At 63.2% G+C, this 23,875-nt stretch carries 23 protein-coding genes; 7 read left to right on the top strand and 16 right to left on the bottom strand.

Annotated elements, in window-relative coordinates:
- Window position 1: 1 nt before the first annotated feature.
- The gene (locus C7G61_RS27855) at window positions 2-1,189 is read right to left on the bottom strand and encodes an acyltransferase family protein (protein WP_108519887.1); all 1,188 of its coding nucleotides are present in this window, start codon (window positions 1,187-1,189) and stop codon (window positions 2-4) included.
- A 30-nt stretch (window positions 1,190-1,219) separates the two neighbouring features.
- A complete protein-coding gene (locus C7G61_RS27850; protein ID WP_108519886.1) occupies window positions 1,220-2,503 on the bottom strand; it encodes a serine hydrolase domain-containing protein in 1,284 nt (427 codons plus the stop codon).
- A gap of 129 nt (window positions 2,504-2,632) precedes the next feature.
- On the opposite strand from C7G61_RS27850, the gene C7G61_RS27845 reads away from it, so the two are divergent.
- A complete protein-coding gene (locus C7G61_RS27845; RefSeq protein ID WP_108519885.1) occupies window positions 2,633-3,094 on the top strand; it encodes a carboxymuconolactone decarboxylase family protein in 462 nt (153 codons plus the stop codon).
- A 189-nt stretch (window positions 3,095-3,283) separates the two neighbouring features.
- Here C7G61_RS27845 and C7G61_RS27840 read toward each other — a convergent pair whose 3' ends face one another.
- The 6 genes from C7G61_RS27840 to C7G61_RS27815 all read right to left on the bottom strand — a co-directional run bounded on the left by C7G61_RS27840 (window position 3,284) and on the right by C7G61_RS27815 (window position 8,625).
- Window positions 3,284-4,144 carry a D-amino-acid transaminase gene (locus tag C7G61_RS27840; RefSeq protein WP_108519884.1) on the bottom strand — a complete coding sequence of 287 codons (861 nt, stop codon included), beginning with the start codon at window positions 4,142-4,144 and terminating at the stop codon, window positions 3,284-3,286.
- Window positions 4,145-4,330: 186 nt separating this feature from the next.
- A complete protein-coding gene (locus C7G61_RS27835; RefSeq protein WP_108519883.1) occupies window positions 4,331-5,062 on the bottom strand; it encodes an amino acid ABC transporter ATP-binding protein in 732 nt (243 codons plus the stop codon).
- A gap of 4 nt (window positions 5,063-5,066) precedes the next feature.
- On the bottom strand, window positions 5,067-5,759 hold the full coding sequence (locus C7G61_RS27830; protein WP_108519882.1) for an amino acid ABC transporter permease: 693 nt from the start codon (window positions 5,757-5,759) through the stop codon (window positions 5,067-5,069).
- 2 nt (window positions 5,760-5,761) lie between these two features.
- Window positions 5,762-6,493, bottom strand: coding sequence for an amino acid ABC transporter permease (locus tag C7G61_RS27825; RefSeq protein WP_108519881.1), 732 nt, complete (start codon window positions 6,491-6,493; stop codon window positions 5,762-5,764).
- A gap of 214 nt (window positions 6,494-6,707) precedes the next feature.
- Window positions 6,708-7,559, bottom strand: a complete 852-nt coding sequence (locus tag C7G61_RS27820) for an amino acid ABC transporter substrate-binding protein (RefSeq protein ID WP_108519998.1) — start codon at window positions 7,557-7,559, stop codon at window positions 6,708-6,710.
- A gap of 94 nt (window positions 7,560-7,653) precedes the next feature.
- Entirely contained in the window at window positions 7,654-8,625 is a 972-nt protein-coding gene (locus C7G61_RS27815; RefSeq protein ID WP_244608504.1) for a LysR family transcriptional regulator, read from the bottom strand.
- Window positions 8,626-9,299: 674 nt separating this feature from the next.
- Here C7G61_RS27815 and C7G61_RS27810 point away from each other — a divergent pair.
- From C7G61_RS27810 to C7G61_RS27800, 3 genes are all read left to right on the top strand, one after another.
- Complete coding sequence (locus tag C7G61_RS27810; RefSeq protein WP_108519997.1) at window positions 9,300-10,271, top strand: Bug family tripartite tricarboxylate transporter substrate binding protein; 972 nt, start codon at window positions 9,300-9,302, stop codon at window positions 10,269-10,271.
- A 123-nt stretch (window positions 10,272-10,394) separates the two neighbouring features.
- Entirely contained in the window at window positions 10,395-10,880 is a 486-nt protein-coding gene (locus tag C7G61_RS27805; protein WP_108519879.1) for a tripartite tricarboxylate transporter TctB family protein, read from the top strand.
- Between the two features lie 7 nt (window positions 10,881-10,887).
- Entirely contained in the window at window positions 10,888-12,396 is a 1,509-nt protein-coding gene (locus tag C7G61_RS27800; protein WP_108519878.1) for a tripartite tricarboxylate transporter permease, read from the top strand.
- A 7-nt stretch (window positions 12,397-12,403) separates the two neighbouring features.
- Here C7G61_RS27800 and C7G61_RS27795 read toward each other — a convergent pair whose 3' ends face one another.
- Window positions 12,404-13,789 carry a M20 family metallopeptidase gene (locus C7G61_RS27795; RefSeq protein WP_108519877.1) on the bottom strand — a complete coding sequence of 462 codons (1,386 nt, stop codon included), beginning with the start codon at window positions 13,787-13,789 and terminating at the stop codon, window positions 12,404-12,406.
- A 187-nt stretch (window positions 13,790-13,976) separates the two neighbouring features.
- On the opposite strand from C7G61_RS27795, the gene C7G61_RS27790 reads away from it, so the two are divergent.
- Entirely contained in the window at window positions 13,977-15,365 is a 1,389-nt protein-coding gene (locus C7G61_RS27790) for an LLM class flavin-dependent oxidoreductase (RefSeq protein ID WP_108519996.1), read from the top strand.
- A gap of 116 nt (window positions 15,366-15,481) precedes the next feature.
- Here C7G61_RS27790 and C7G61_RS27785 read toward each other — a convergent pair whose 3' ends face one another.
- The 3 genes from C7G61_RS27785 to C7G61_RS27775 all read right to left on the bottom strand — a co-directional run bounded on the left by C7G61_RS27785 (window position 15,482) and on the right by C7G61_RS27775 (window position 19,162).
- A complete protein-coding gene (locus C7G61_RS27785; protein WP_108519876.1) occupies window positions 15,482-17,146 on the bottom strand; it encodes a thiamine pyrophosphate-binding protein in 1,665 nt (554 codons plus the stop codon).
- A gap of 281 nt (window positions 17,147-17,427) precedes the next feature.
- Window positions 17,428-17,940, bottom strand: coding sequence for a GFA family protein (locus C7G61_RS27780; RefSeq protein ID WP_244608493.1), 513 nt, complete (start codon window positions 17,938-17,940; stop codon window positions 17,428-17,430).
- A gap of 97 nt (window positions 17,941-18,037) precedes the next feature.
- Window positions 18,038-19,162 (bottom strand): alkene reductase, encoded by a 1,125-nt coding sequence (locus C7G61_RS27775; protein ID WP_108519875.1) that lies wholly within the window; start codon window positions 19,160-19,162, stop codon window positions 18,038-18,040.
- 106 nt (window positions 19,163-19,268) lie between these two features.
- On the opposite strand from C7G61_RS27775, the gene C7G61_RS27770 reads away from it, so the two are divergent.
- Together C7G61_RS27770 and C7G61_RS27765 are read left to right on the top strand one after the other, a co-directional pair.
- Window positions 19,269-19,649 (top strand): winged helix-turn-helix domain-containing protein, encoded by a 381-nt coding sequence (locus C7G61_RS27770; RefSeq protein WP_108519874.1) that lies wholly within the window; start codon window positions 19,269-19,271, stop codon window positions 19,647-19,649.
- 72 nt (window positions 19,650-19,721) lie between these two features.
- Window positions 19,722-20,573 carry an SDR family NAD(P)-dependent oxidoreductase gene (locus C7G61_RS27765; protein WP_108519873.1) on the top strand — a complete coding sequence of 284 codons (852 nt, stop codon included), beginning with the start codon at window positions 19,722-19,724 and terminating at the stop codon, window positions 20,571-20,573.
- Between the two features lie 175 nt (window positions 20,574-20,748).
- On the opposite strand, the gene C7G61_RS27760 is transcribed toward C7G61_RS27765, so the two are convergent.
- From C7G61_RS27760 to C7G61_RS27745, 4 genes are all read right to left on the bottom strand, one after another.
- Complete coding sequence (locus C7G61_RS27760; protein WP_108519872.1) at window positions 20,749-20,955, bottom strand: hypothetical protein; 207 nt, start codon at window positions 20,953-20,955, stop codon at window positions 20,749-20,751.
- A 93-nt stretch (window positions 20,956-21,048) separates the two neighbouring features.
- Window positions 21,049-22,248 carry a hypothetical protein gene (locus C7G61_RS27755; RefSeq protein WP_108519871.1) on the bottom strand — a complete coding sequence of 400 codons (1,200 nt, stop codon included), beginning with the start codon at window positions 22,246-22,248 and terminating at the stop codon, window positions 21,049-21,051.
- Window positions 22,245-23,198, bottom strand: coding sequence for a hypothetical protein (locus C7G61_RS27750; protein ID WP_108519994.1), 954 nt, complete (start codon window positions 23,196-23,198; stop codon window positions 22,245-22,247). Before C7G61_RS27750 ends, C7G61_RS27755 begins: the two co-directional genes overlap by 4 nt.
- Window positions 23,199-23,535: 337 nt before the next feature.
- Window positions 23,536-23,811, bottom strand: a complete 276-nt coding sequence (locus C7G61_RS27745; protein WP_108519870.1) for a YiaA/YiaB family inner membrane protein — start codon at window positions 23,809-23,811, stop codon at window positions 23,536-23,538.
- Between the last annotated feature and the right edge of the window lie 64 nt (window positions 23,812-23,875).

The following is a 23,875-nucleotide window of genomic DNA, read 5'->3' as shown; positions in this document are numbered from 1 at the left end:
CCTAGATCATTCTCGACACAATCGGAACTTTCCGCAACAGCGCCGTGGCTCCCCAGCTCAGCACCAGCGTGCCGATGAAAACGACAGCAAATTTGACGAAGGCCGGCCATGAATAATCGTAAACGGCGTATTGCAGCCAGAGGATGAAGATGTAGTGCGTGAGGAAGATGCCATAGGCCGATGGCCGCATGGCATCGAGCAGCTTCATGCGCGATGAGGCAAAAGCCAGCGACACGGTCAGCACCGTGAACGTCATCGCTGCGCTGAACAGCGCAAAGGCAAGGCCGTAGCCGGCCTGCCAGGACAGCGGAGGCGAATCGAGATCCGCGAGCCAGTTGTGATGGGCATAGACCAGCAGCAGGATGGCGCCGTAGAACAACGACGCAAAGGCAAGCCAAAGCGGCCAGCGCCTGACCAACGCACCTTCCTCGCTCAGGATTCCCGCGCGAAGGCTAACCACGCCGATGCCGACACCGGTCAGGAAATAGCCGGCATAGAGCAGAATCCGGCTGGTCTGGATCGGCAGCGGATAGCCGCCCGGCTCCAGCCAACTCGCATCGCCTGATATCAGCCGCATCGGCACGTAGACGACGGCCGAGACGGCGAGGAACGCCGCAAACGCCGTCCACGGCCGGTCGCGCAGCGAAAAGATCAGCAGGCCAGACATCTTCCGCAGGCGCGGCGCGACTGCGAGCAGCGCCGCGGCAACGATGTCGAGCGCCAGCAGCACCCACAGGAACCATGCCGGACCCGACGGCCAGGGGCCGACCGTCAGCGTGCGCCACCAGAAATGAAAGAAGTTGAAGTCGGTAGTGCCGGGCAGATGATAGCGCAGGAAGGTCGGATAGTACGCAATCGGCATCAGCACGAAGATCGACACCAGAAAGGGAATGCCGAGCCGCCACGCCCGATGGCGCAGGAAATCCGCGGCGCCTCTACGCATCAGGCTGTCGTGAACGAACAGGCCCGAGATCAGGAACATGCAGGCCATGAAGAAGCTGTCGTTGAACAGCACGACGAGGTCGAACCCCAGCCAGCGCATTTTATCGCCGCTGCCGAAATGGGTGTAGTTGACCACGGAGTGATGGATCAGCACCAACAGCGTGATGAAGGTGCGGGCGCGGTCCAGCGCAACGATGCGCCCCCTCACCTTGACGGTCCTGTCGCTCCGATCGGTCTTGCGCAGCATCTCGCTATTTCCCATCGAGCCTGCGCCCGGTCATTTCTCGAACGCGTCGTAAATCAGCTTCTTGACGTTCACCTGCACATGCTGGCGGGCCGACGGCGCATTTTCCAGCACGACGAAGAACATGTCCTGCGCGTGGTCGACCACGAGGTAGGCGCCGGTGGCGCCGTCCCATTTGATTTCGCCGAGCGAGCCCGGTGGCGGCGGGACGGCATTGCCGGGATTGGTGCGGACACCAAAACCGTAGCCAAACCCAAAGCCGTCGCCGGGGTAATAAAAGTAATTGCGTTCGACGCCCGAGCCCGGGCCGATATGGTCAGTCGTCATCGCCGCAAACGTAGCGGTACTGAGATAGGTCCTGCCGTCGAGCGTGCCGCCATTGAGGAGCATTTGCCCGTAGCGCGCGAGATCGGCAACCGTCGAGACCAATCCGCCGCCGCCGGATTCCCATCGCGTAACATCGAGCGAAGTCCGCTCAACATGCTGATCCTTGCGCAGCGGCCGGGCATAGCGGCTCCGCTCAGCCGGATCGGTCAAAAAGAATTTGGTCGTCGTCATCCCCAGGGGATCGAACAGTTCCGTCTTTTCAAACTGGTACAGCGACTGCCCGGACACGACCTCGATCACGCGGCCGAGCACGTCGATCGAATGCCCGTAATCCCACAGCGTGCGCGGCTGCTCCGCCAGCGGCAGTTTGGCGATCCGCTCGGCAAATTCGGCATTGTCGAAGTCGCCGAGATAAATGCCGTCATACGCCGCCTTCACCGGCCCTCGCGGCCCGTAGAAGCCATAAGTGATCCCCGATGTATGCAGCAGCAGGTCCTCGATCGTGACCGGCCGGCGCAATGGCGCGAGATCGAGCACGGCCTTGCCGGACTCATCCTTGCGCTCGACGCCGACCTTCATGCCGGCGAAAGAGGGAATGTACTTGGCGACGGGATCGTCGAGTTTGATCTTGCCGCGATCGATCAGCATCATCGCGGCAAAACTGGTGACCGTTTTGGTGAGCGAATGCAGCGGAAAGATCGTATCCCTCGTCATATCGATTCCGGCATCGACATCGCGCTTGCCGAACCACCTGAAATAGACCGGCTTGCCGTGGCGCTGGATCAGGACGATGGCGCCCGGAATTTCCCCTTGTGCGACCTGGTCGTTGAGGAACGCGTCGATCCGTGAAAGCTTCTCCAGCGACAATTGCGCGTTCGGCGGCGGACCGAATGCCACGACGGGAAGCAAGGCGCCCAGCCAGGCCAGCGCGACGACCACTGCCAGCAGCGACGCATGATGACTTGATGACACCGGCTTGTGCGTAGGCATCCGCGATTTTCCCCATTGCAGGTAACGACCTTATTAGATCGACAAGCATCGATCCAGATGGCGACCATCTTCTCGATTAGATACACTCCGACAATCGTTCAAATTGAAAACGTTCAGAGGAGAACGACCATGAAACCCCGGATGAACTACTACCAGGCCGCCCCCGATACCATCAAAGCGCTCGTCGCGCTGGAGGCCCAGATCGTCGCGTCCGGCCTCGAAAAATCGCTGATCGAACTGGTAAAGACGCGTGCCTCGCAGATCAACGGCTGCGCTTATTGCATCAACATGCACACTCAGGACGCCCGCAAGCTGGGCGAGACCGAGCAGCGGCTGTATCTGTTGAACGCCTGGCACGAGTCGCCGCTGTACACCGACCGCGAACGCGCCGCCTTGGCATGGACCGAGGCATTGACGCTGATCGCCGAAACCCACGCGCCCGACGATCTCTACGCAGACGTGCGCGCCCACTTCTCGGAGACGGAGACGGTCAATCTGACCATGCTGATCGGGGCCATCAATGCCTGGAACAGGCTCGCCATCGCTTTTCGCGCGGTGCATCCCGTGAAGGCCAAGGCTGCGGTGGCTTAAGTTTCGCTGTCATGCCCCGCGCATGCGGGGCATCCAGTACGCCGCGCATCTCGGTTCAAGCACAATCGTCTCTGGAATACTGGATCGCCCGGTCCCGGCTACGCCAAGGCTACGCCGAGGCCTTCCTCATTGGCTCGCCGTAGCTTTAGCTAGCGGAGGCGGCAAGCCGGCCGATGACGTCTCGGCGCGCTACACCGCCGTCGTCTTGGCGAACTCGACATAGATCTCGCGCAGGCGGTTGGTCATCGGGCCGGGCTTGCCGTCGGCGATCTTCTTGCCGTCGATCGAAACCACGCCCTGCACGAAAACGCTGGCGCTGGTGACGAAGGCTTCCTTGGCGGCCAGCGCCTCCTCGACCGAAAACGCCCGCTCCTCGACGCGAAGCTGGCGCTCTTCGGCCAAAGCAACCACGGCCTTGCGGGTGCAGCCGGGCAGGATCGCGCTGCCGTTCTGCCGCGTCACGATCACATCGTCCTGGGTCAGGATGAAGCACGACGACGAGCCGCCTTCGGTCACCTTGCCGTCCTCGATCATCCAGGCCTCGCCGGCGCCGGCCACCGCCGCAGCCTGCTTGGCCAGCACCTGCGCCAGCAGCGCCACGCTCTTGATGTCGCGCCGCGCCCAGCGCAGATCGGGCACCGTGATCACGTTGATGCCGGTCTTGGCTGAGGGCGCGTTGATGATGTCCTTGGTCGAGGTGAACATGATCAGCGTCGGCTTGACGTCGCCCTTGGGAAACGCAAAGTCGCGCCCGGTATCGGCGCCGCGGGTCACTTCGAGATAGACCATGCCGTTGACGAGATTGTTGCGCGCGATCAGCTCCTTCTGGATCTCCTGGATGCGTGCGGTCGTCTCCGGCAACGCCAGCTCGATCTCGCCGACCGAGCGCTCCAGCCGCGCCAGATGCGAGGCATTGTCGATCAGCTTGCCTTCGAGCACGGCGGCGACCTCATAGATGCCGTCGGCAAACAGGAATCCGCGGTCGAGGATCGAGACCTTCGCCTCTGAAAGTGGCACGTACGAACCGTTGACGTAAGCGATCTGTTCCAAAGTAGGTTCTCCTGGAGGTAGTGGCGCCGTTGCGGCGGACGTTATATACAACTCGTTAATGGCGAGGAACGGGTGCTTTCATTCGGGGGCGCGCCATTTGGCGCGAGCCCGGAATCCATAACCAAGATCGGGAGTATGGATTCCGGGCCTGCGCCCAAAATGGGCGCATCCCGGAATGACGGGAAACTAGTGCGACAGAATCTTCGACAGGAACTGCTGCGCGCGCTCGCTGCGGGGACTGCCGAAGAAATCGGTCTTCAGCGCATCCTCGACGATCTCGCCCTTGTCCATGAAGATCACGCGATTGGCGACCTTGCTGGCAAAACCCATTTCGTGGGTGACGACCATCATGGTCATGCCCTCATGGGCGAGATCGACCATGACGTCGAGCACCTCGCTGATCATTTCGGGATCGAGCGCCGAGGTCGGCTCATCGAACAGCATCGCGATCGGATCCATCGCCAGCGCCCGGGCGATCGCGACACGCTGCTGCTGGCCGCCGGACAATTCGGCGGGGTATTTGTTGGCTTGCACCGTCAACCCGACGCGCTCGAGCAGCTTCTCGCCCTTGGCCATCGCCTCCTGGTGCGAACGGCCCAGCACCTTCTCCTGCGCCAGGCACAGGTTTTCGATGATCCGCAAATGCGGGAACAGCTCGAAATGCTGGAACACCATGCCGACGCGGGCGCGCAGTTTCGGCAGATCGGTCTTGGGATCGTTGACCTTGATGCCGTCGAGGATGATCTGGCCTTCCTGGAACGGCTCCAGCGCGTTGACGCATTTGATCAGCGTCGACTTGCCCGAACCCGACGGGCCGCACACCACCACGACCTCGCCCTTGGCGACATTGGTGGTGCAGTCCTTCAACACCTGAAATGTCGGCCCGTACCATTTATTGACATGGCTGATTTCGATCATGCTCTCACCGTACAATGGCAATGCGTGCCTGCAGGCGCCGGACGCCGTAGGACGCGAAACAGGAAATCGCGAAATAGACCGCGGCCGCGAACAGGTACATCTCGACCAGCCGGCCGTCGCGCTGGGCCACCTTGCTGGCGGCGCCGAGAAAATCCGGGATCGACAGCACATAGACCAATGAGGTGTCCTGGAACAGCACAATGGTCTGCGTCAACAGCACCGGCAGCATATTCCGGAACGCTTGCGGCAGCACGATGTAGCGCATGGACTGGCTGTAGGTCAGGCCAAGCGCGCTTGCGGCCGCCGGCTGTCCCTTGGAAATGGACTGGATGCCGGCGCGCATGATCTCGGAGAAATACGCCGCCTCGAACATGATGAAGGTGACCAACGACGAGGTGAACGCGCCGACGCGAATGGGCCGCGACGCGCCGGTCACCCATTGCCCGATATAGGGCACCAGGAAATAGAACCAGAAGATCACCAGCACCAGCGGCAGCGAACGCATGAAGTCGACATAGAGCCCGGCGATGCGGCCGAGCAGCCTGTAGCTCGACAGCCGCATCAGCGCGATCAGCGTGCCGAAGACCAGGCCGCCCAGCGCCGACAACCCGGTCAGCATCAGCGTGAAACTCATGCCGTCGAGGAAGAGATACGGCAGCGAGCGGCGGATGACGTCGAAATCGAGATTGTCGAACATCGTCATTTCCCCGTGATGTAGCCGGGGATCGCCAGGCTGCGTTCGAGGAAGCGCATGCCGGTGACAACGACGATGTTGATCGCCAGATACATCACGGTCGCGGCGGTGAAGGCCTCGAACACCTGGAACGAGAATTCCTGCATCGCCCGCGCCTGGCCGGTCAGCTCGATCAGGCCGATGGTGATCGCGACCGAGGTATTCTTGATGGTGTTGAGGAATTCGGACGTGAGCGGCGGCAGGATGATGCGGAACGCGATTGGCAGCAGTACGTAGCGATAGCCTTGCCCTGTCGTCAGCCCGAGCGCCGTTGCCGCCTGCTTCTGCCCGCGCGGCAACGAGGCGATGCCGGCGGCAAGCTGCACGGCGACACGAGCCGACATGAACAGCCCTACCCCGATCGCCGCCGTCCAGAACGGCGCGTTGGGGAGCTGCTTCATCCACAGCCCTGCGGCGCGCGGCAGCAGCTCCGGCAGCACGAAGAACCAGAGAAACAGCTGCACCAGGAGCGGCATGTTGCGGAAGAATTCGACATAGCCAAAGCCGATCCAGGATGCCGTCTTCGACGGCAGCGAGCGCAGGATGCCGATGATCGTGCCGAAGATCAGCGCAATGACCCAGGCAAGAAGCGCCGTCTCGATGGTCAGCACTAGGCCCGCCGCCAACATGTCGAGATAATTGCCGGCCCCGGTCGGGTTCGGCTCGAAGAAGATGTGCCAATTCCAGTTGTAGTTCACGCTGCACCCTGCCCGAAAGTGCCGATAATGCTCTTGGTCATCAACGCCTATGTATCACTATCGCTTACCCGTCACTACGCCTATGCAAAAGTCCGGCCATTTTCCGCTTGAAAAATGGCCGGACCAGCTATTGCCCTTTACCCTGCATAACGGCTTCGCCGCTGTTGCCGGAGGAGCCGCGCATAGCGCGGCGCCTCACGATGAGGGTCTACCCTTACTTATACGAATCCGGATCTGGCGAATCCGACGGCTTGGCGAACTGGTTCTTCAGTTCGGCGCTGATCGGCGAGTTGAGGTTCAGCCCCTTGGGCGGGATCTTCTGCGTGAACCACTTGTCGTAGATCTTCTGGCCCTCGCCGCCTGTGTAGATCGCCGCGGTCGCGGCATCGACGACTTTCTTGAAGGCCGGATCATCCTTGCGCAGCATGATGCCGTAGGGCTCGGGCTTGGAGAACGCATCCTTGGAGATGACGTAGTCGGCCGGCGCCTTCGAGCCGGCGATCAGGCTCGCCAGCAGGATGTCGTCCATCACGAACGCCACCGCGCGGTCGGTCTCGACCATCAGGAACGCTTCCGCGTGATCCTTGGCCGGGATGATGTTGATGTTGAGGCTGCGCGCTCCGTTGGCTTCCGTGAGCTGCTTGATGTTGGTGGTGCCGGCGGTGGAGACCACCGACTTGCCCTTGAGATCGTCGATCGAGTTGATCTTGGCCGCCTTCTTGGTGACGTAGCGGCTCGCGGTCAGGAAGTGGGTGTTGGTGTAGGCGATCTGCTTCTGGCGCTCGGCATTGTTGGTGGTCGAGCCGCATTCGAGATCGATCGTGCCGTTGGCGAGCAGCGGGATGCGGGTCGACGACGTCACCGGATTGAGCTTGACCTCGAGCTTGTCGAGCTTGAGCTCCTTCTTCACGGCATCGACGATCTTGTAACAGATGTCCATGGCGTAGCCGATCGGCTTCTGGTTGTCGTCGAGGTAGGAGAACGGAATGGACGAGTCACGGAAGCCGAGCGTGATGGCGCCGGTGTCCTTGATGTTCTTCAGCGTCCCGGTGAGTTCCTGCGCCATTGCCGGCCCGGCGCACAGGACGCCCGCGAGCAGATAGCCGAAAATCTGAGGATGTTTCACGTAACTTCTCCTTTGAAGGGTTGCAGATGATTGCTCATCCACCCGAATTTGGCGACTTGCCGGGTAGCTTACGAAGTAATTTGCCAGATGGTTTCACCGGCGGTCTCGAACCTGTCTTCGCAAGACCGCCCCCGGCGTGCCCGGCACTATGCCTGCACAATTCGGACCAAAACAGATTTAGTGCCCGTTGACCATCATGCATTCGACCCCTGAATGCGACTAAAGACAAAGGCAACGCCCATTTGTCGCCGCCGATCGGGGTCAGCCGCTTCCGGCCCGAAGCCGCCACGGTGCCCTCCGTTAACCAAGCTACCCCGCGGCCGCTCAGCGCCATCCCGCACAGCACGTCGGACATGTCGCTTTCGATGACCCGGACGCCGGCAATGGGGGCATTCTCGAGGATGAGATCGACCAGCCGGGCGAAGTAGACGCCGGGCGAATACATCAGGAGCGGCACCGGATGCGACGCCCGTCCGGGCAGCGACGCGCCTCCCTTGGCCACCAGCGCTTCGCTGGCATAGGGCCGCAGGAATTCTGTGCCGAGCGTCACACACTCGTAAAGATCCGGATCGAGATGGATCGGCTGCTGGGCATGGTGGTAGCAGATCATCAGGTCCACATTGTCTGACACCAGCGAGGTGACGAGATCGTGGATGTTGCCCACCACCACCGAACAGCTCAGCCGCCGCTCCGGTGACCAGGCCTGCCACCAACGTGGCAATCGCGCGGTCGCCATCGCAAACGGCAGGGCGATGCGGATATGTTCGTTGCGGCGAAGCGGCTTGCCGCCAAGCTTGAGACGGCTGTCGAGCATCTGCCGCAGCAACTCGCCGGCATGTTCGCGGAAACGCTCGCCCTGCGGCGTGAGCTGCGTCGGGTAGACGCTGCGGTCGATCAGGTCGAAGCCGAGCCAGGCCTCCAGCGACTTGATGCGGCGGCTGAACGCGGCCTGAGACGTATTTCGTTTCTCGGCGGCGCGTGTAAAATTGCCGGTCTCGGCCACCATCAGGAAATCCTGAAGCCAGCGAAGCTCCATCACGCTCCCCGCTTTGATGCGGGCCGCGCCCGCCGCGCGGCCGCAAAGCCCGCCTCGGGGCAGCGCAAGGCCGCGGACGCCAACCGGCGCTGGTTCTCGATACGAAATGTGAAGCCCCATGCCGGCAAACGTAGCGGATCGGCCCGCAGGCTGGCCAATGCAAGCTTTGCATCGCCACACCGTGCCGTCATCAGTGCGACAATCCCGATCATTCCTCGGCCAGTCATATGAGCCGGTCCGCGTTCACCCATGAGGTCGCGCCTTCATTAGCCTGCCACGTCGCGAGCAGGTTATGCAAATTTTGCATCATGCAGACCTGGCATCAATGGCGGCGTCCGGGGGCCTTGATTTGGCGAGCGACACCCTTCGCCCGATCGGACGATCGCTGACGGCCGATATGATCGATCGCAAGCCGGAGGCCAGTGAAGCAAGCGCGGTTGCCGCCCACGGCATATTTCCGTATCTCGGGAGGCCGCGCCAGACCAATTTGTCGCATGTCACATTTCGACCCGATTGCGACGGCCTCGGCGGTGTTCGCTGCGGTCAATACGCTTTTCTTCTCTGGCGATTTCGGGGAAGATCGAACCCAGAAAAAGAAGATAAGCGCGCCTCCCCACAAAAGAGGCCGCAAGGGAGTGTTCAATATGTCCAGAGCTCGCCGTTTGACGATCGCCGTCGCCGCCGTCGGCATGCTGATTTCAGCAGCCGCCGGCGCGCAGGAATATCCCACCAAGCCGATCACGCTGATCGTCCCGTGGCCTGCGGGCGGCTCGACCGATATCTCGATGCGGGCGCTCGCCGAGAGCGCTTCCAAGGTGCTCGGACAGCCGATCGCCATCGACAACAAGGCCGGCGGCAGCGGCACCGTCGGCCCTGCCACCATGGCGGCAGGCGCCAGGCCCGACGGCTACACCATCGCCCAGATCCCGATCACGGTGTTCCGCCTGCCCTTGATGCAGGAAGTCTCCTGGAATCCGGACAAGGACTTTACCTATATCGTCCACCTCACCGGCTACACGTTCGGCGTCACCACCAGCGCCGAGTCGCCGTTCAAGACCTGGAAGGACGTCGTCGACTACGCCAAGCAGAATCCCGGCAAGGTGACCTATGCGACGCCCGGCGCCGGCACGTCGCTGCATATCGGCATGGAGCAGATCGCCGGCATGGCGGGGATCAAGCTGACGCAGGTGCCATTCAAGGGCGGCGCGGAAACCAATGCCGCAGTGCTCGGCCAGCACACCATGCTGCAGGCGGACTCGACCGGCTGGCGGCCGCTGGTCGACGCCGGCAAGCTGCGGCTTCTGATGGTGTGGACCTCGGCGCGCTCGCCGAATTATCCCGACGTGCCGACGTTAAAGGAACTCGGCTACCCCATGGTCTATGACTCCCCGTTCGGCATCGCCGGCCCCAAGGGCATGGACCCGAAGATCGTCGCCAGGCTGCACGACGCCTTCAAGAAGGCGCTGGACGATCCGGCCGTGATCGCCACGCTGGCCAAATTCGACATGGTGCCCAGCTACAAGAGCACCGAGGACTACAAGAAGTTCGTCGTCGAGGTCACCGAGTCCGAGCGGAAGGTGGTCGAAAAGCTCGGGCTGGCGAAGAAGACCAACTGAATCGCCGTGTCCCGGGCGCGACGCAGCGCGCTCGCGCTGCTCCGCAGAGCCGGGACCCATATAACTGCAAGCACATGGACCCCGGGCTGCGCTCCGTCCGGGGAACGGCTGAAAGAGTAATCGATGAGTAACGACACCGACGTCAAATTCCGCCTCAACAATTCCGAATTGTGGGGCGGGCTGATCGGGTTTGCGCTCGGCGGCTTCGTGATCTGGTCCGGGCTCAAGCTAAAGCTCGGCACCGTCAACGACCCCGGCGCCGGGTTCGTGCTGTTCTATACCGGCATCCTGATGTGCCTGTTCGCCGCCTCGGTCACCATCGCCGCATTGACCGAGGGCGGGCCGACCTTCGGCTCGCGCTGGGTGAACACGCGCTGGACCAAGCCGCTGCTGGTGATCGTCTGCCTCATCGCTTTTTCCTTCGCCCTTAACCCGCTCGGCTTTCTGCTGTCCTCGATTCCGCTGATGTTGCTGCTGTTGCGCGTGGTCGACCCGGTCCGCTGGCCGCTGGCCGTTCCGGTTGCCGTGCTCGTTCCACTCGGCATGTGGTGGGTCCTCAAACGCCTGCTTCTGATCCAACTGCCTTCGGGCATTTTCGAAATCGGCTGATCGCACCATGGACACACTCATCAATGTCGCCCATGGCTTCGGCGTCGCCCTTCAACCCGTCAACCTGATCTACTGCTTCATCGGCGTGTTCATCGGCACGCTGGTCGGCGTGCTGCCAGGCATCGGCCCGATCTCGGCAATGTCGCTGCTATTGCCGATCACGCTGTCGGGGACGCCGGAGTCCGGCATCATCATGATGGCCGGCATCTATTACGGCTCGATGTATGGCGGCTCGACCACCTCGATCCTGGTCAACATTCCCGGCGAAGCCGCTTCCGTCGTCACCTGTATCGATGGCCACCAGATGGCCAAGCAGGGCCGCGCGGGACCTGCGCTCGGCATCTCGGCATTCGGTTCGTTCTTCGCCGGCACCTTCGCGCTGATCGCGTTGATGCTGGTGGCGCCCAAGCTCGCCAGCGTCGCGATCGCTTTCGGCCCGGCCGAATATTTCAGCCTGATGGTGCTCGGCCTCGTGGTGCTGACCTTCCTGACGCAGGGCTCGATGGCGAAGGCGCTGTTGATGGCCTGCATCGGCGTCGTGCTCGGCGTGATCGGGCTCGACAGCATTACCGCGCAACCGCGCCTGACCTTCGGCCGCCTCGAACTGATCGACGGCATCGGTCTCGTCCCCGTGGTCATGGGCCTGTTCGGCGTCGCCGAAGTCCTGTTCAACACCGAGCAGGTCATCAAGCGCGACGTCATCAACACCAAGATCACGCACCTGCTTCCAAGCAGGGAGGACTGGAAAGCCAGTGCCGGCCCGATGTCGCGCGGAACGGTCCTTGGATTTTTCCTCGGCATCCTGCCTGGCGGCGGCGCGGTGATCTCGTCGTTCGCGTCCTATGCGCTGGAGAAGCGGCTGTCCAAGACACCGGAGCGTTTCGGCAACGGCGCGATCGAGGGTGTTGCAGGTCCCGAAGCCGCCAACAACGCCGCGGCCGGCGGCGCCTTCATTCCACTGATGACATTAGGCATTCCGCCGAACGTGGTGATGGCGCTGCTGCTCGGCGCTTTCGTCATTCACGGGCTGCAGCCCGGTCCGCTGATGATCACGCAGAACCCGGGCCTGTTCTGGGGCATCGTCGCCAGCATGTATATCGGCAACCTGATGCTGCTCGTGCTGAACCTGCCGATGATCGGCATGTGGGTGCAGCTCCTCAAATTGCCCTACAACATCCTGTTCCCGCTGATCATCCTGTTCACCATCATCGGCGTCTATTGCTCGAGCAATAACGTGTTCGACGTCTATGTGATGATCGCATTCGGCATTATCGGCTATTTCATGCGCAAGCTCGGCTACGAACCGGCGCCGCTGGTTCTGGCCTTCGTGCTCGGGCCGATGCTGGAGAACAATCTGCGCAAGTCGCTGATCCTCTCGCAGGGCGATCTGATGACCTTCATTGAAAGGCCCATCTCGGCCGTCTGCCTGGCGTTCGCGGTCGTGCTGCTGGTCGGCCCACTGCTGCCGGCACTGCGCAAGAAGCGCGAACTGGTCGCGCTCGATGAAGGGGTGTGAGCCGCAGCTAGAACGCCCGCTTCATCTCGCCGAGGTCCCAGAACACCCCCGCCATGATGGCGAGCGCTTCCTCGGTCACCGGCAGGAGGATGTGCTCGTCCGGCGCATGCTGCGAGCAGCCGGGATAGGAATGCGGCACCCAGATCGTCGGCAGCCCCAACCCCTCGGCGAACACGTCATTGGGCAGCGAACCGCCGAAATTCGGCAGGATCGCCGGCGCCTTGCCGGTGGTCTTCAGGATCGAGTTCGCCGTCCAGTTCACCCAGGGGCTGTCGACATCGGTGCGCGAGGCCGCGAAACGCTGCGCGCCGCTGACCTCCACCATCGGAAAGCCGTTGGCATGCAGGTGCGCGCGCACGGCGTCGATGACCTCTTCATATCTGGTGCCGACGACGAAACGGAGCTGCAGCACGGCGTTGGCGCGCCCCGGAATGGCGTTGGCCGGCTTCTCGATATTGCCGGACGACATCGCCAAAACTTCCAGCGTATTCCAGGCAAACAGCCGCTCGGCCGGCGACAATCCCTCCTCGCCCCAGTCGGCCGCCAGCGCCGGCTCATCGGCAGTCGGCTCGATCTTCACGTCCGCGAGCGCCGCGCGGACGGCGTTCGAGATCCGCGGCGGCTTGAGCGCGTCGAGCTTCATCCGCCCCTTGCCGTCGACGAGGCTCGCGATGGCGTTGCAAAGGATCGTCGCGGGGTTGGCGAGCACGCCGCCCCAGTTGCCGGAATGGTTTCCGCCCTCGCGCAAGTTGACGTCGAGGTGAATGCGGTTGCCGCCGCGGCAGCCGAGGAAAATGGTCGGCCGGTCGGCCGACAACCGCGGCCCGTCGGATGCCAGGAACAGATCCGCCTTCAGCTCCTCGCGGTGGGCTTCGCACACCTGCCGCAGATCGGGCGAGCCGATCTCCTCGCCGGTTTCGATGATGAATTTGGCGTTGAAGCCGAGCTTGCCGCCGCGGGTCTCGCGCACGGCGCGCAATGCCGCGAGATTGATGCTGTGCTGCCCCTTGTTGTCGGCGGTGCCGCGGCCATAGACGCGCTCGCCTTTGGTCGTGGTTTTCCAGGGATCGAGATTGTCGCGCCATTCGCCTTCCATGCCGTCGACGACATCGCCATGGCCGTAGGTGAGCACGGTCGGCAGCGAGGCATCCTCGCGATAATCGGCCAGCAGATACGGCCCCTTGCCGCTCGGCGATTCGATCAGGCGGGTGGAGAAGTCGAGGGCGGCGAAGGCAGGCTGGAGGTCATCGACGAGATAGGCGCGCAACGCCTCGCCGCTGCCGGGGTTCTGGCTTTCGGTCCTATAACCGACCCTGCGGCCGAGCTCGGCGAGAAACGCGCCGGAATTCAGATGCTCACGTACCCGCGCAATCGCGTCGGCTCTATCGGCCATATTTTTCTTTCCCTTGTTCGCTAATGTGTGGAGCGCAACCTATCGGGATAAGCCGCCCGCTGGAAGTGGCATGGACTGCCGAATGGGCCTTGCTAAAACCAGCGAGGATGCAACAATTTCGGGCAACAGCCCGGCGTTTAACCGGGCGAACGCGCAGGGGGACCCTGCACGCACCGAGGTTCGCGTCATGACAAAACAAATCCGGCTCAATGCCTTCGCCATGAACTGCGTGGCGCATCAATCGCCGGGGCTCTGGACCCATCCGCGCGACCGCACCTTGGGCTACAACCGCCTGCCCTATTGGCTCGATCTGGCGAAGACGCTGGAGCGCGGCCGGTTCGACGGGCTGTTTCTCGCCGATGTGCTCGGCGTCTACGACGTGTTCGGCAACAGCCCGGACGCCGCGCTGCGCAATGCCGCGCAGACGCCGGCGAACGAGCCCTTGATGCTGATCCCGGCGATGGCGGCGGTGACGCAAAATCTCGGTTTTGGCGTCACCAGCAATCTGTCCTTCGAGCCGCCGTACCCGTTTGCCCGCAGGATGTCGACGCTGGATCATCTGACCGAAGGGCGGATCGGCTGGAACGTGGTGACCGGCTATCTCGACAGCGCGGCCCGCGGCGCCGGCAAGGACAAGCAGACCGCGCATGACGACCGCTACGAGATCGCGGATGAATATATGGAGCTGGTCTACAAGCTCTGGGAAGGAAGCTGGGAGGACGACGCCGTGCTGCGCGACCGCGCGCGCGGCATTTTCGCCGATCCTTCCAAGGTGCACCGCATCGAGCACGAGGGAAGCAACTACCGGCTCAACGCCATTCATCTCAGCGAGCCGTCGCCGCAGCGGACGCCGGTGCTGTATCAGGCCGGCACCTCGCCGCGCGGCCGGCAATTCGCCGCCCAGCACGCGGAATGCGTGTTCATGTCCGGCCCGTCAGCCAAGATCATCGGCCCACGCGTGGCGGCGATCCGCGCGGCTGCGAGGGAAATCGGACGCAATCCGGCCGAGATCCTGATGTTCTCCATGATGACGATCATTCTCGGCCGCACCGAGGCCGAGGCGAAAGCAAAATACGCCGACTATCGCCGCCACATCGCGCCCGAGGGCGCGCTGGCGCTGATGTCGGGCTGGATGGGTGTCGATTTCTCGGGCTACGACCTCGACCAGCAGGTGCGCCACGTCCAGAACGACGCCGGGCGCACCGCGCTCGACAACGTCACGCGGGCGGATCCTGACAGGGTCTGGACCGTGCGCGAGGTCGTCGAGCATGTCGGCATCGGCGGCGCCGGCCCGGTCGTGGTCGGCACGCCCGAGAAGGTCGCCGACGATATCGAGGCCTGGTTCGAGCAGACCGACGTCGATGGCCTCAACGTCGCGTTTGCCACCTCGCCCGGCGATTTCGAGGATATCGCCGACATGCTGGTGCCGGAGCTGACGAAGCGTGGACGCTACAAGAGCGCGTATGCGGAAGGAACGCTGCGGGAGAAGCTGTTTGGTGCCGGACGGGCGCGGTTAACGGAGCAGCATCCGGCGGCAAGGTATCGCGTGAAGCCACGCGCTGCGGCGGCGGAGTAGAAGCACAGATCTATCAACCGTCATTGCGAGCGCAGCGAAGCAATCCATCGGGTCACAAAGGAAGAATGGATTGCTTCGTCGCTACGCTCCTCGCAATGACGTTGATGGATCGTGCATCAATTCACCGAATTGCTCACGACAACTTCGATCAGCTTTGCACCGGGGCGGCCGAAAGCCGATGACAATACCGACTTCAACTGGCCGGGATCGGTGACCCGCGTCGCCTCCAACCCCAGCGACTTCGCCATTCCCGTAAAGTCCACCGGCGGGTCGATGAAATCCATGCCGACATAGTGATCGTCGCCGTGGAAGGCGAGCAGCCGCTGCTTGATGATGCGGTAGCCGCCATTGTTGACGATCACGAATGTCAGCGGCAACTTGTGGTTAGCCGCCGTCCATAGCGACTGGATCGAATACATCGAACTGCCGTCGCCGGAGTAACACACGACTGGCCGCTCCGGATTGGCGAGACTGACACCGACGGACGCCGGCAATCCCCAGCCGATGCCGCCCGAAGCGAGCGCGTGATAGCCGTAGCGGTCGCGATGCGGCCGCAGCGCGATCATCTGCCGCGATGACGTCAGTCCCTCGTCGACCAGGATCGCGTTATCAGGCATCGCCTCGACCACCTGCAGCGCCAGCCAGTCCGGATCGATCGGCGAGGTTTTGCCCGCTTTCGAAATCTGTTCGACCAGCGGCTTGCGCCGGGCCGTCCAGTTCTTCGACGCCAGCGCGTCCAGTCCCTGTCTCGCCCGCGTCTCGAGCGCCCCGCCGCCCGCGGCCTTCAGCGCCGGCACCAGCGCGCGCAGGGTTTCCCGCACGTCGGCCTTGAGCGCGATGTCGACGCCGTAATTCCTGGCGAGATCGTGATCGACCAGGCCGACCTGCACGATCGAGAGCCCATCCGGCAGCGGATCGGTCTCGCTGTAAACCGACATCCGCAGGGGATCGCCGCCGAGCGCGATGATGAGGTCGTAAGGCGCGAGCGTGTCGCGGGCGATCTTCTGGATGCGCGCCAGCGCGCCCATGAAGCACGGGCTTTCGGACAGGAAATGCGCGCCATAGGGCGTCGAAGACTGATACGCCGGGCAGCCCAGCGTTTCCGCAAGCTGCGCCGCTTCCCTCAATGCATCGCTTTTCACGATCTCGTCGCCGACGATGATCACGGGCCGCTCGGCCTTGAGGATGCGTGCGGTCAGCGCCTGCAGCGATTCGTCCGACGGTTTGACGCGGGTATCGACCCGGGTCGAGCGGCCGAGTTCGATGCCGGCCTCGGAATTGAGAATATCGCCCGGCAGGGAGATGAATACCGGCCCGGTCGGCGGCGTGGTCGCGATCTTGGCGGCGCGGCGCACGATGCGCGGCAGGTCTTCCAGCCGCGTCACCTCGACGGCCCATTTCACCAGCGGCGCCGCCATCTGCACCAGCGGGCCGTAAAGCACCGGCTCGGTCAGGCCGTGGCCCTGCTCCTGCTGGCCCGCGGTCAGGATCAGCGGCGTCCCCGTAAAGCTCGCGTTGTAGAGCGAGCCCATCGCGTTACCGAGGCCGGGCGCGACGTGGACGTTGCAGGCGACGAGCTTGCCCGAGGCGCGGCTGAAACCGTCGGCCATGGCGACAACGAGGCTTTCCTGCATCGCCATCACATAGGTGAGGTCGGGATGGTCCTTCAGCGCATGCATGATCGGCAGTTCGGTGGTGCCGGGATTGCCGAACAGATGGGTAACGCCTTCGTCTTTCAGCAGTGCGAGGAATGCAGAGCGGCCGGTGATTTTGTTTTTCATAGTTCCTCCCACCCGCCGCTTCGAAGACCTGCGGGGTGGAAGCAGATGACCAAACTTGGCGCGCGTAAGCAATGGATCGCGGTCATGGCTGCTCTGCACATGCGTTTTCCGTGTCCCGGACGCGGTGGAGCGCGGCAGCGGTGTGCCGCAAGGCCCAGACACAAAAATCGTGAAAACAACCCCATGCAAAGTAGAATAGGCCCCAGCTCGCAGTACTAGGCCGCTTGCGTCCGGGGCACGGGATGGTCGGTCGTCACAGCCCAACCTGATCTCATCCTGCTCTAGACCATCCCCTCACGATCGGCGCGCTTCTTCTTTTTCGAGCGCTGCCAGACCACGCCGGGATATCCCTTCAGCGGCACCAGCGGTTCGCCGGTGTAGGCCCATTCCTGCAATTCCTCGATCGCGATGTGATAGAGCGGTTGCCGCCCGGTGCGGCCCGAAAACAGCGCACGGGGGATGTTGACCATATGCGGCGAGCGTGGGCGCTCATAGGCGATCGGCGTGCCGCAATGCGAGCAGAAGCTGCGTACGGTCTTGGTGGCCTCGTCTTCGTACCGTGCAAGGCTGGTCTTGCCTTTGGTGATGCGGAAGCGTTTGCGCCAACTTCCGACATAGGTCGCATACGCCGCGCCATGCGCGCGGCGGCTCGCCGGCGAATGATCGTGCCAGGCCCAGCGCGCCGGCACGTCGATCTCGAAGGTGACCTTGCCGCACAGGCATTGGCCGGCGGCAGGCTTGCCGAGCGCGACGGCCTTGGTTTTTTTCTTCTCTAATTCCTCTTCGGGAAACATGGCGAGCCCTTGTAGCCCGGATGAGCGAAAGCGACATCCGGGAACGCTGCTGATACCGGCCCCGGATGTCGCTTCGCTCATCCGGGCTACGATCTTTTTATGCCTGCTCCAGTTCGTTGTGTTCCGGATAATCCGTATAGCCGGCCACGTCGCCGCCATAGAAGGTCGCGCGGTTATAGGGCGTCAGCGGAAAACCGCGCTGCAGGCGGCGCGGCAGGTCCGGATTGGAAATAAAGATGCGGCCGAACGCGACCGCGTCGGCATGGCCATCCCGGATCGCCGCATCCGCCGCTTCGCCGGTGAAGCCGCCGGCGGTGATCAGCACGCCCTTCCAGATCGGGCGGAACAACACCATCGCCGACGGCACGTTCTGATGGTTGACCTCGGCGCGGCCGGCGCCGGAGGAGCGCGGCTCGATGAAATGCAAATAGGCCAAGCCAAGCAAGCCGAGTTGTTCAACAGCATATGTGTAGAGCGGCATCGGGTCCGACTCGCCGCTGCCATTGGCGACGCCATAGGGCGACAGCCGCACGCCGACGCGGTCGGCGCCCCACACGTCCACCACCGCCTGCGTCACTTCCATCAGGAAGCGCGTGCGGTTCGGAATCGAGCCGCCATATCGGTCGGTGCGCAGGTTCGTGTGCGACTGCAGGAATTGCTCGATCAAATAGCCGTTGGCACCATGCACCTCGACACCGTCGAAGCCGGCCTCAAGCGCATTCTTCGCCGCCTGCCGATAGGCGTCGACCACGCCAGGAATCTCCGATGTCTCGAGCGCGCGCGGCGTCTCATAAGGCACCGCCTTGCCGTCCGCGGTCGCTGTTCTCAGGTCCGCGATCGGCACCGCCGACGGCGCAACCGGCAACACGCCATCAGGCTGGAACGAGGAATGCGAGACGCGTCCGACATGCCAGAGCTGCAGAAAAATGATTCCACCCCTGGCGTGAACGGCATCGACCACCTCGCGCCAGCCGGAAATCTGCTGCTCGGTATAGATACCGGGCACGCCGGGGCTGCCGAAGCCCGTTTCCGTCACCGGCGAGGCTTCGGCGATCAGCAACCCGCCCGGCGTCGCGCGCTGCGCATAATATTCGGCGTTCAGCGGCCGCGGCGCGAGCGAGGGTTTTGCCGCCCGCATCCGCGTCAACGGCGCCAGCGCGAGACGATGATTGAGCTGATAGGGGCCGACCTTGAGCGGCGAAAACAGCGATGGATAATTCATGTCTATTCCAGAACCCCGTGTTGGTACGGATATGTAACCGCTTCAGCTTGTTCGTAAAAGGTTTGGGACGCAACGTGTAGCCTCCAAGCGAGTGAGCACATCTTCCATGCAAAAGCCGAGCGGCAAGTCGCTTCCCTCACTCAGTGTCCGCATCGATATCGACGCAGGGGGGCGTATCGGTCCTGGCAAGATCGAGTTGCTCGAAACGATCCACCGAAGCGGCTCGATCTCGGCCGCCGGCCGTGCGATGGATATGTCCTACAAGCGCGCCTGGGATCTGGTCGACGAGACCAACCGAATCTGCCGCCAGGCCGCGGTGGAACGGCAAACCGGCGGCAAGAACGGCGGCGGCGCGGTGCTGACGCCGTTCGGCCTCTCGCTGGTCGCGCGCTACCGCAAGATCGAACGCAATGCCATAAGCGCGGCGCGCAAGGAATTGCAGGCATTGCGTTCCGATATCGGCCGGGCGAAGAAACGCGCGGGCTGATAACAGGGGGAAAGTATGCGATAACTGGACGCGCTGAGGTCGCCCCTCCCCAAGCAGTCCAGGAAACTTTGCATGCCCCATCCCGCCATGTCGCCGAATAATGTTGCCGTGATCACCGGAGGCGCGTCCGGCATCGGGCTTGCCGCCGCCACGCGTTTCACCGCCATCGGCATGAGGGTCTGCATCGCGGATATCGGGGCTGACCGGCTCGCCGAGGCGGCGGCCCAACTGGCATCCGTCGCAAAGGGCGGCGCTGCCGATGTCATGACAGCCTCGGTCGACGTCAGCCGCTTCGACGACCTGGCTAACCTGGAAGCCGCAGTGCAAAAGCGGTTCGGCGGCACCGATATCCTGATGAACAATGCCGGCATCGGCCCCGACAGCAACAGTTTTGGCCCGCTGGAAAACTGGCAGCGCATTCTCGCGGTCAATTTGTGGGGCGTCATTCACGGCACGCAGGCGTTTGCCCCTCACATGGTCGAACGCGGGCGGCCCGGTCTCATCATCAACACCGGCTCCAAGCAGGGCATCACGACGCCGCCCGGCAATCCCGCCTACAACGTCTCGAAGGCCGGCGTGAAGGCACAGACGGAGGCGCTGCAGCACGAGTTGCGCAACATACCGGGCTGCGGGATCACTGCCCATCTGATGATCCCCGGTCACGTCTTCACCGCGCTGACCGCGCGCGGCCGCACCGAGAAGCCGCCCGGCGCCTGGACGGCCGAGCAGACCGTCGACTTCATGATCGCGCGCATCGAGGCCGGCGATTTCTACATCCTGTGCCCGGACAATGACGTGCCGCGGCCGCTCGACGAACGGCGCATGCTGTGGGCGGCCGGCGATATCGTGGAAAATCGTCCCGCGCTGTCGCGCTGGCATCCGGATTATGCGGAGGCGTTCGCGCGGTTTGTAAAGGGGGAATGAGCGGCGTGCCCTCGTCCCCTCTCCCCTTGTGGGAGAGGGTGGATCAATCGCGCGATAGCGCGATTGAGACGGGTGAGGGGTCTGTCTCCGCGATTCCTGCTCGTTGAGAGAAACCCTCATCCGGCGCTTCGCGCCACCTTCTCCCACAAGGGGAGAAGGAAGAAAGCTGTGCCCTCTACAGCGTCACCTGCTTGTCGCCGCATTGCTTGCAGACGTATTTGACGCGGGTTGCGCCCTTTTCCGCCTGAACGCGGTTCGGCGCGCCGCACTTGCCGCAGACCGCCTCGATCCGGGTGTTGCCCTGTTTGACGACGAGGGCCTTCTTTTCCATCGTCTCGCGGATCAGGCGCTCGGCTTCCTCACGCATCGCTTGCTTCGACATCGGCCTGCCCTGTCATGAACCGTTACGGCGGCGGTCTTATCACAGTCACGATGCATTTCGTAAGCCGGACAAGAAAATTTGCGTGACAGAATGTCAGATGGTCTCCGGCGTCAGCGCCAGCAGCCGCCGCACCAGGGCCAGCGCCGTTTCCGTGGCCGGATCGGCCGAAATCACGGGAACCGCAAGGGCGATGACGTCGATCGGGTCGTGCGACAGGACGATGAGATGCGTCGCGCTGTTGGCGGCCAGCAGTGACATCACGCGTTCGACGGCCGGATCAGACAATGTCAGGCCCCACGGCGCGTCAGGGCGGCGCAGCACCCGCACGCTCGACAGGAAATCGCGCAGCAGCGGCGGATCGTAGCTCAAGAGTTCACCCTCGCGATAGCGCCGGGCGCTTTCGAAGATCGGGTGACGCGCGAGTTCCGCGATCAGCGCGTCGCGGGTTCTGGCCGGCGACGCCGCGACGGAATTGAGAACGCCGGGCACCTGCGATTCGAAGTGGGCGCGCAGCGCGTCCACCATCAATCCGATGGTGAGAACGCCGGCGATCGCAATCGCGCAAAATCGCATGACCTGCGCCGCATCGACCTCCGGCGCGACAAACGCCGCGGCAATGCCGAGCAGCGCCGAACTCGACAGTCGCAACGCCGTCATCAGCAGCGCCTGACGCTGCGTCTCCGCGCCGCGTTCCGCGATCAGGATCGCGGTAACAACCAACAGTGCCCCCAATGCCCCGAGCCTGACCGGGATATCCGGCATCAGCACCCTGAAGTCCGTAATGATGAAGGGAATGACGAGGACGGCGCCGACGGCGAGGCGGCCGATGCTGCGATTCTCGGACGCCATCAGCGTGGCCCTGTCGCGCGTCGCCAGCAGCCAGGCGCAGATTGCAAAGCCGCCAAGCTGGAACAGCACAAGCAGGATGGCAAAGGGCGCGGCAAAGCGCTCCGACCCAACCGCGCCGGCGAGACCGAGCGCGATGCCGCCGGCCAGAATGACGATCTTGGCCGGGCGCGGGGCATGACGCCGCAGGATCCCTTCGGTGACGATCAAGGCGCCCAGCGGGATCAGCGCGGCCGGGATCATCGACAGGTTGTCGAGCGCCCCGCTGCCGCTCCACCACGCCACGCCACGTACCAGGAACAGCAACGCGATGATGCCGAGCGCGACCAGCAGGCGCCGGGTCAGCGGGCTCCTGGGATCACGCCGGTAGAGCGTGGCCATGGCGACGCCAAGGCCAATCGCGCCGCACAGGTTGACGATGGAATCGGCGATCATTCCCGGCGTCATGGGCCGCCCCCATTTCCGGATGTCCGCGGCCGCAAGATGCCGAAGGGCCGCGTATCGTCCATCCAGTGAACGGCGGGAAGCACGAGCCGCTGCAGGGCCAGCGCGGTGCCGGTTGCGAGCAGCGCCGGCAGCGAGCCGGAGGGCACTTCGCTCAGGAGATAGCGGCGCGCGCCCGTGAGGTCGATGCGGCCGAGCTGCAGGACGTCGTCGCCTCTGGCGTAGTCCAGCTCGCGCGCGCAAAACGCGTTGTATTGCTCGTCGCGATGTTTTGGCGCGGCTTCGAAGGTTTTCTTGAGCGCGTCCGATCCGCCGGTATAGGCATTGGTGATGACGAATCTGGCTTCATCGAAGCCGGCTTCCTCACCCACGCCGAACACAGCGCGGTGACGCGACATGATGCCGCGCGCCAGTTGCAGATGCGCAAAACTCTGGCGGGCGTCCGGATGCGGCGACGGAAAAACGTCCACAAAGGTCTGGCTGACCATGCCGACGACTGACGGCACCTGGGTGACGTTCGATATCCATTTCGGGCGCAGCCCGTCACGGACAAAGAGAACCAGCGCCGTCAGGCCATAGAGGACCCAGGACAGCCCCCGCCCGCGCTCGTCGGGATCGACCATGACGAGGCCGAGATGGGTGACTTCGGCAGGTTCGCCATCGAGTTCGACATCCATCACCGACAGCGCGTTGAAGGCGATCGGCCGCCCGGTCGCTTCCTCGGAGATCAGCGTGACGATGGCGCGTGACAACCTTTCGCGGTCGCCGGAGAAAATGCCGTAGGTGAGGCTTTCCTCAGGCAGCGTTTTGGCGGCCACAACGCGCAGTTGCGCTACCAGTTCGCCGAGTTCGCCTTCCGAAAGCGACAGGCCGGGAGTTTCGACAATGCGCGTGATCAGCCCGGCATGGGTGCGGATGGTGAGATCGATGGTCGGCTGGCGCAGCGCCTTCATCCAGAAGACGCCATAGCCGCCAAGACTTGCGGCCGCTGAGCGGACCTGCCCCAAAGTCCGCCCAAAGGCATGACGGATCGCCGAATTGCCGCTCAAGAAGGACGCCATGTCAATGCCCGCACTCGGTCCGGATTTGTGCGCCGGGCCCGTTAAGGAGCCATGAGTGCGAGACGTTACTGTGGCAGGAGGGTAAACGATGTGTTGGCGACGTCAAACATTCTGCAAGGCAGGAAAACGGCGAATGCCGAAGCATCCGCCGCCTGCCTTCGCCAGCACCGCGCCACAGGTTACGCGGCCTTGGAAACAAAAAGCCTTGGAAATTAAGAACCCTTGGAAACTACGAACCCTTGGAAACTTCCATCAGCAGCCGTTCGGCCTTGGCATCCTCGATGCGGTTCACAAAGCGGCTGCTCTCATGCACGTCACGCACGGTCTTGGTCAGGGTGACGCAGGACTGAATGAGCATCACGATGCCCATCGCGAGATAGCCCTTGATCCAGAGATCGACCGGCAGAAAGTACACGCCGATGGCGACCAGGAAGGCCGAGGTGCCGAACGAGGCGTAGGTAAAGGTGACCCAGGCGTTGCTGTGGTGCGGGGAATTCTGATTCATGGCGCCATCCTGCAAATGAGATTATGCGATGAAATATCGGTCTCAGACGGGCAGCATGCGCTTC

This window comes from Bradyrhizobium algeriense (assembly GCF_003062295.1).
In the GTDB taxonomy this organism is placed as follows: Bacteria; Pseudomonadota; Alphaproteobacteria; order Rhizobiales; family Xanthobacteraceae; genus Bradyrhizobium; species Bradyrhizobium algeriense.
Note: the sequence above shows the minus strand (reverse complement) of the source record. Positions and strands in the feature narration are given on the sequence as shown.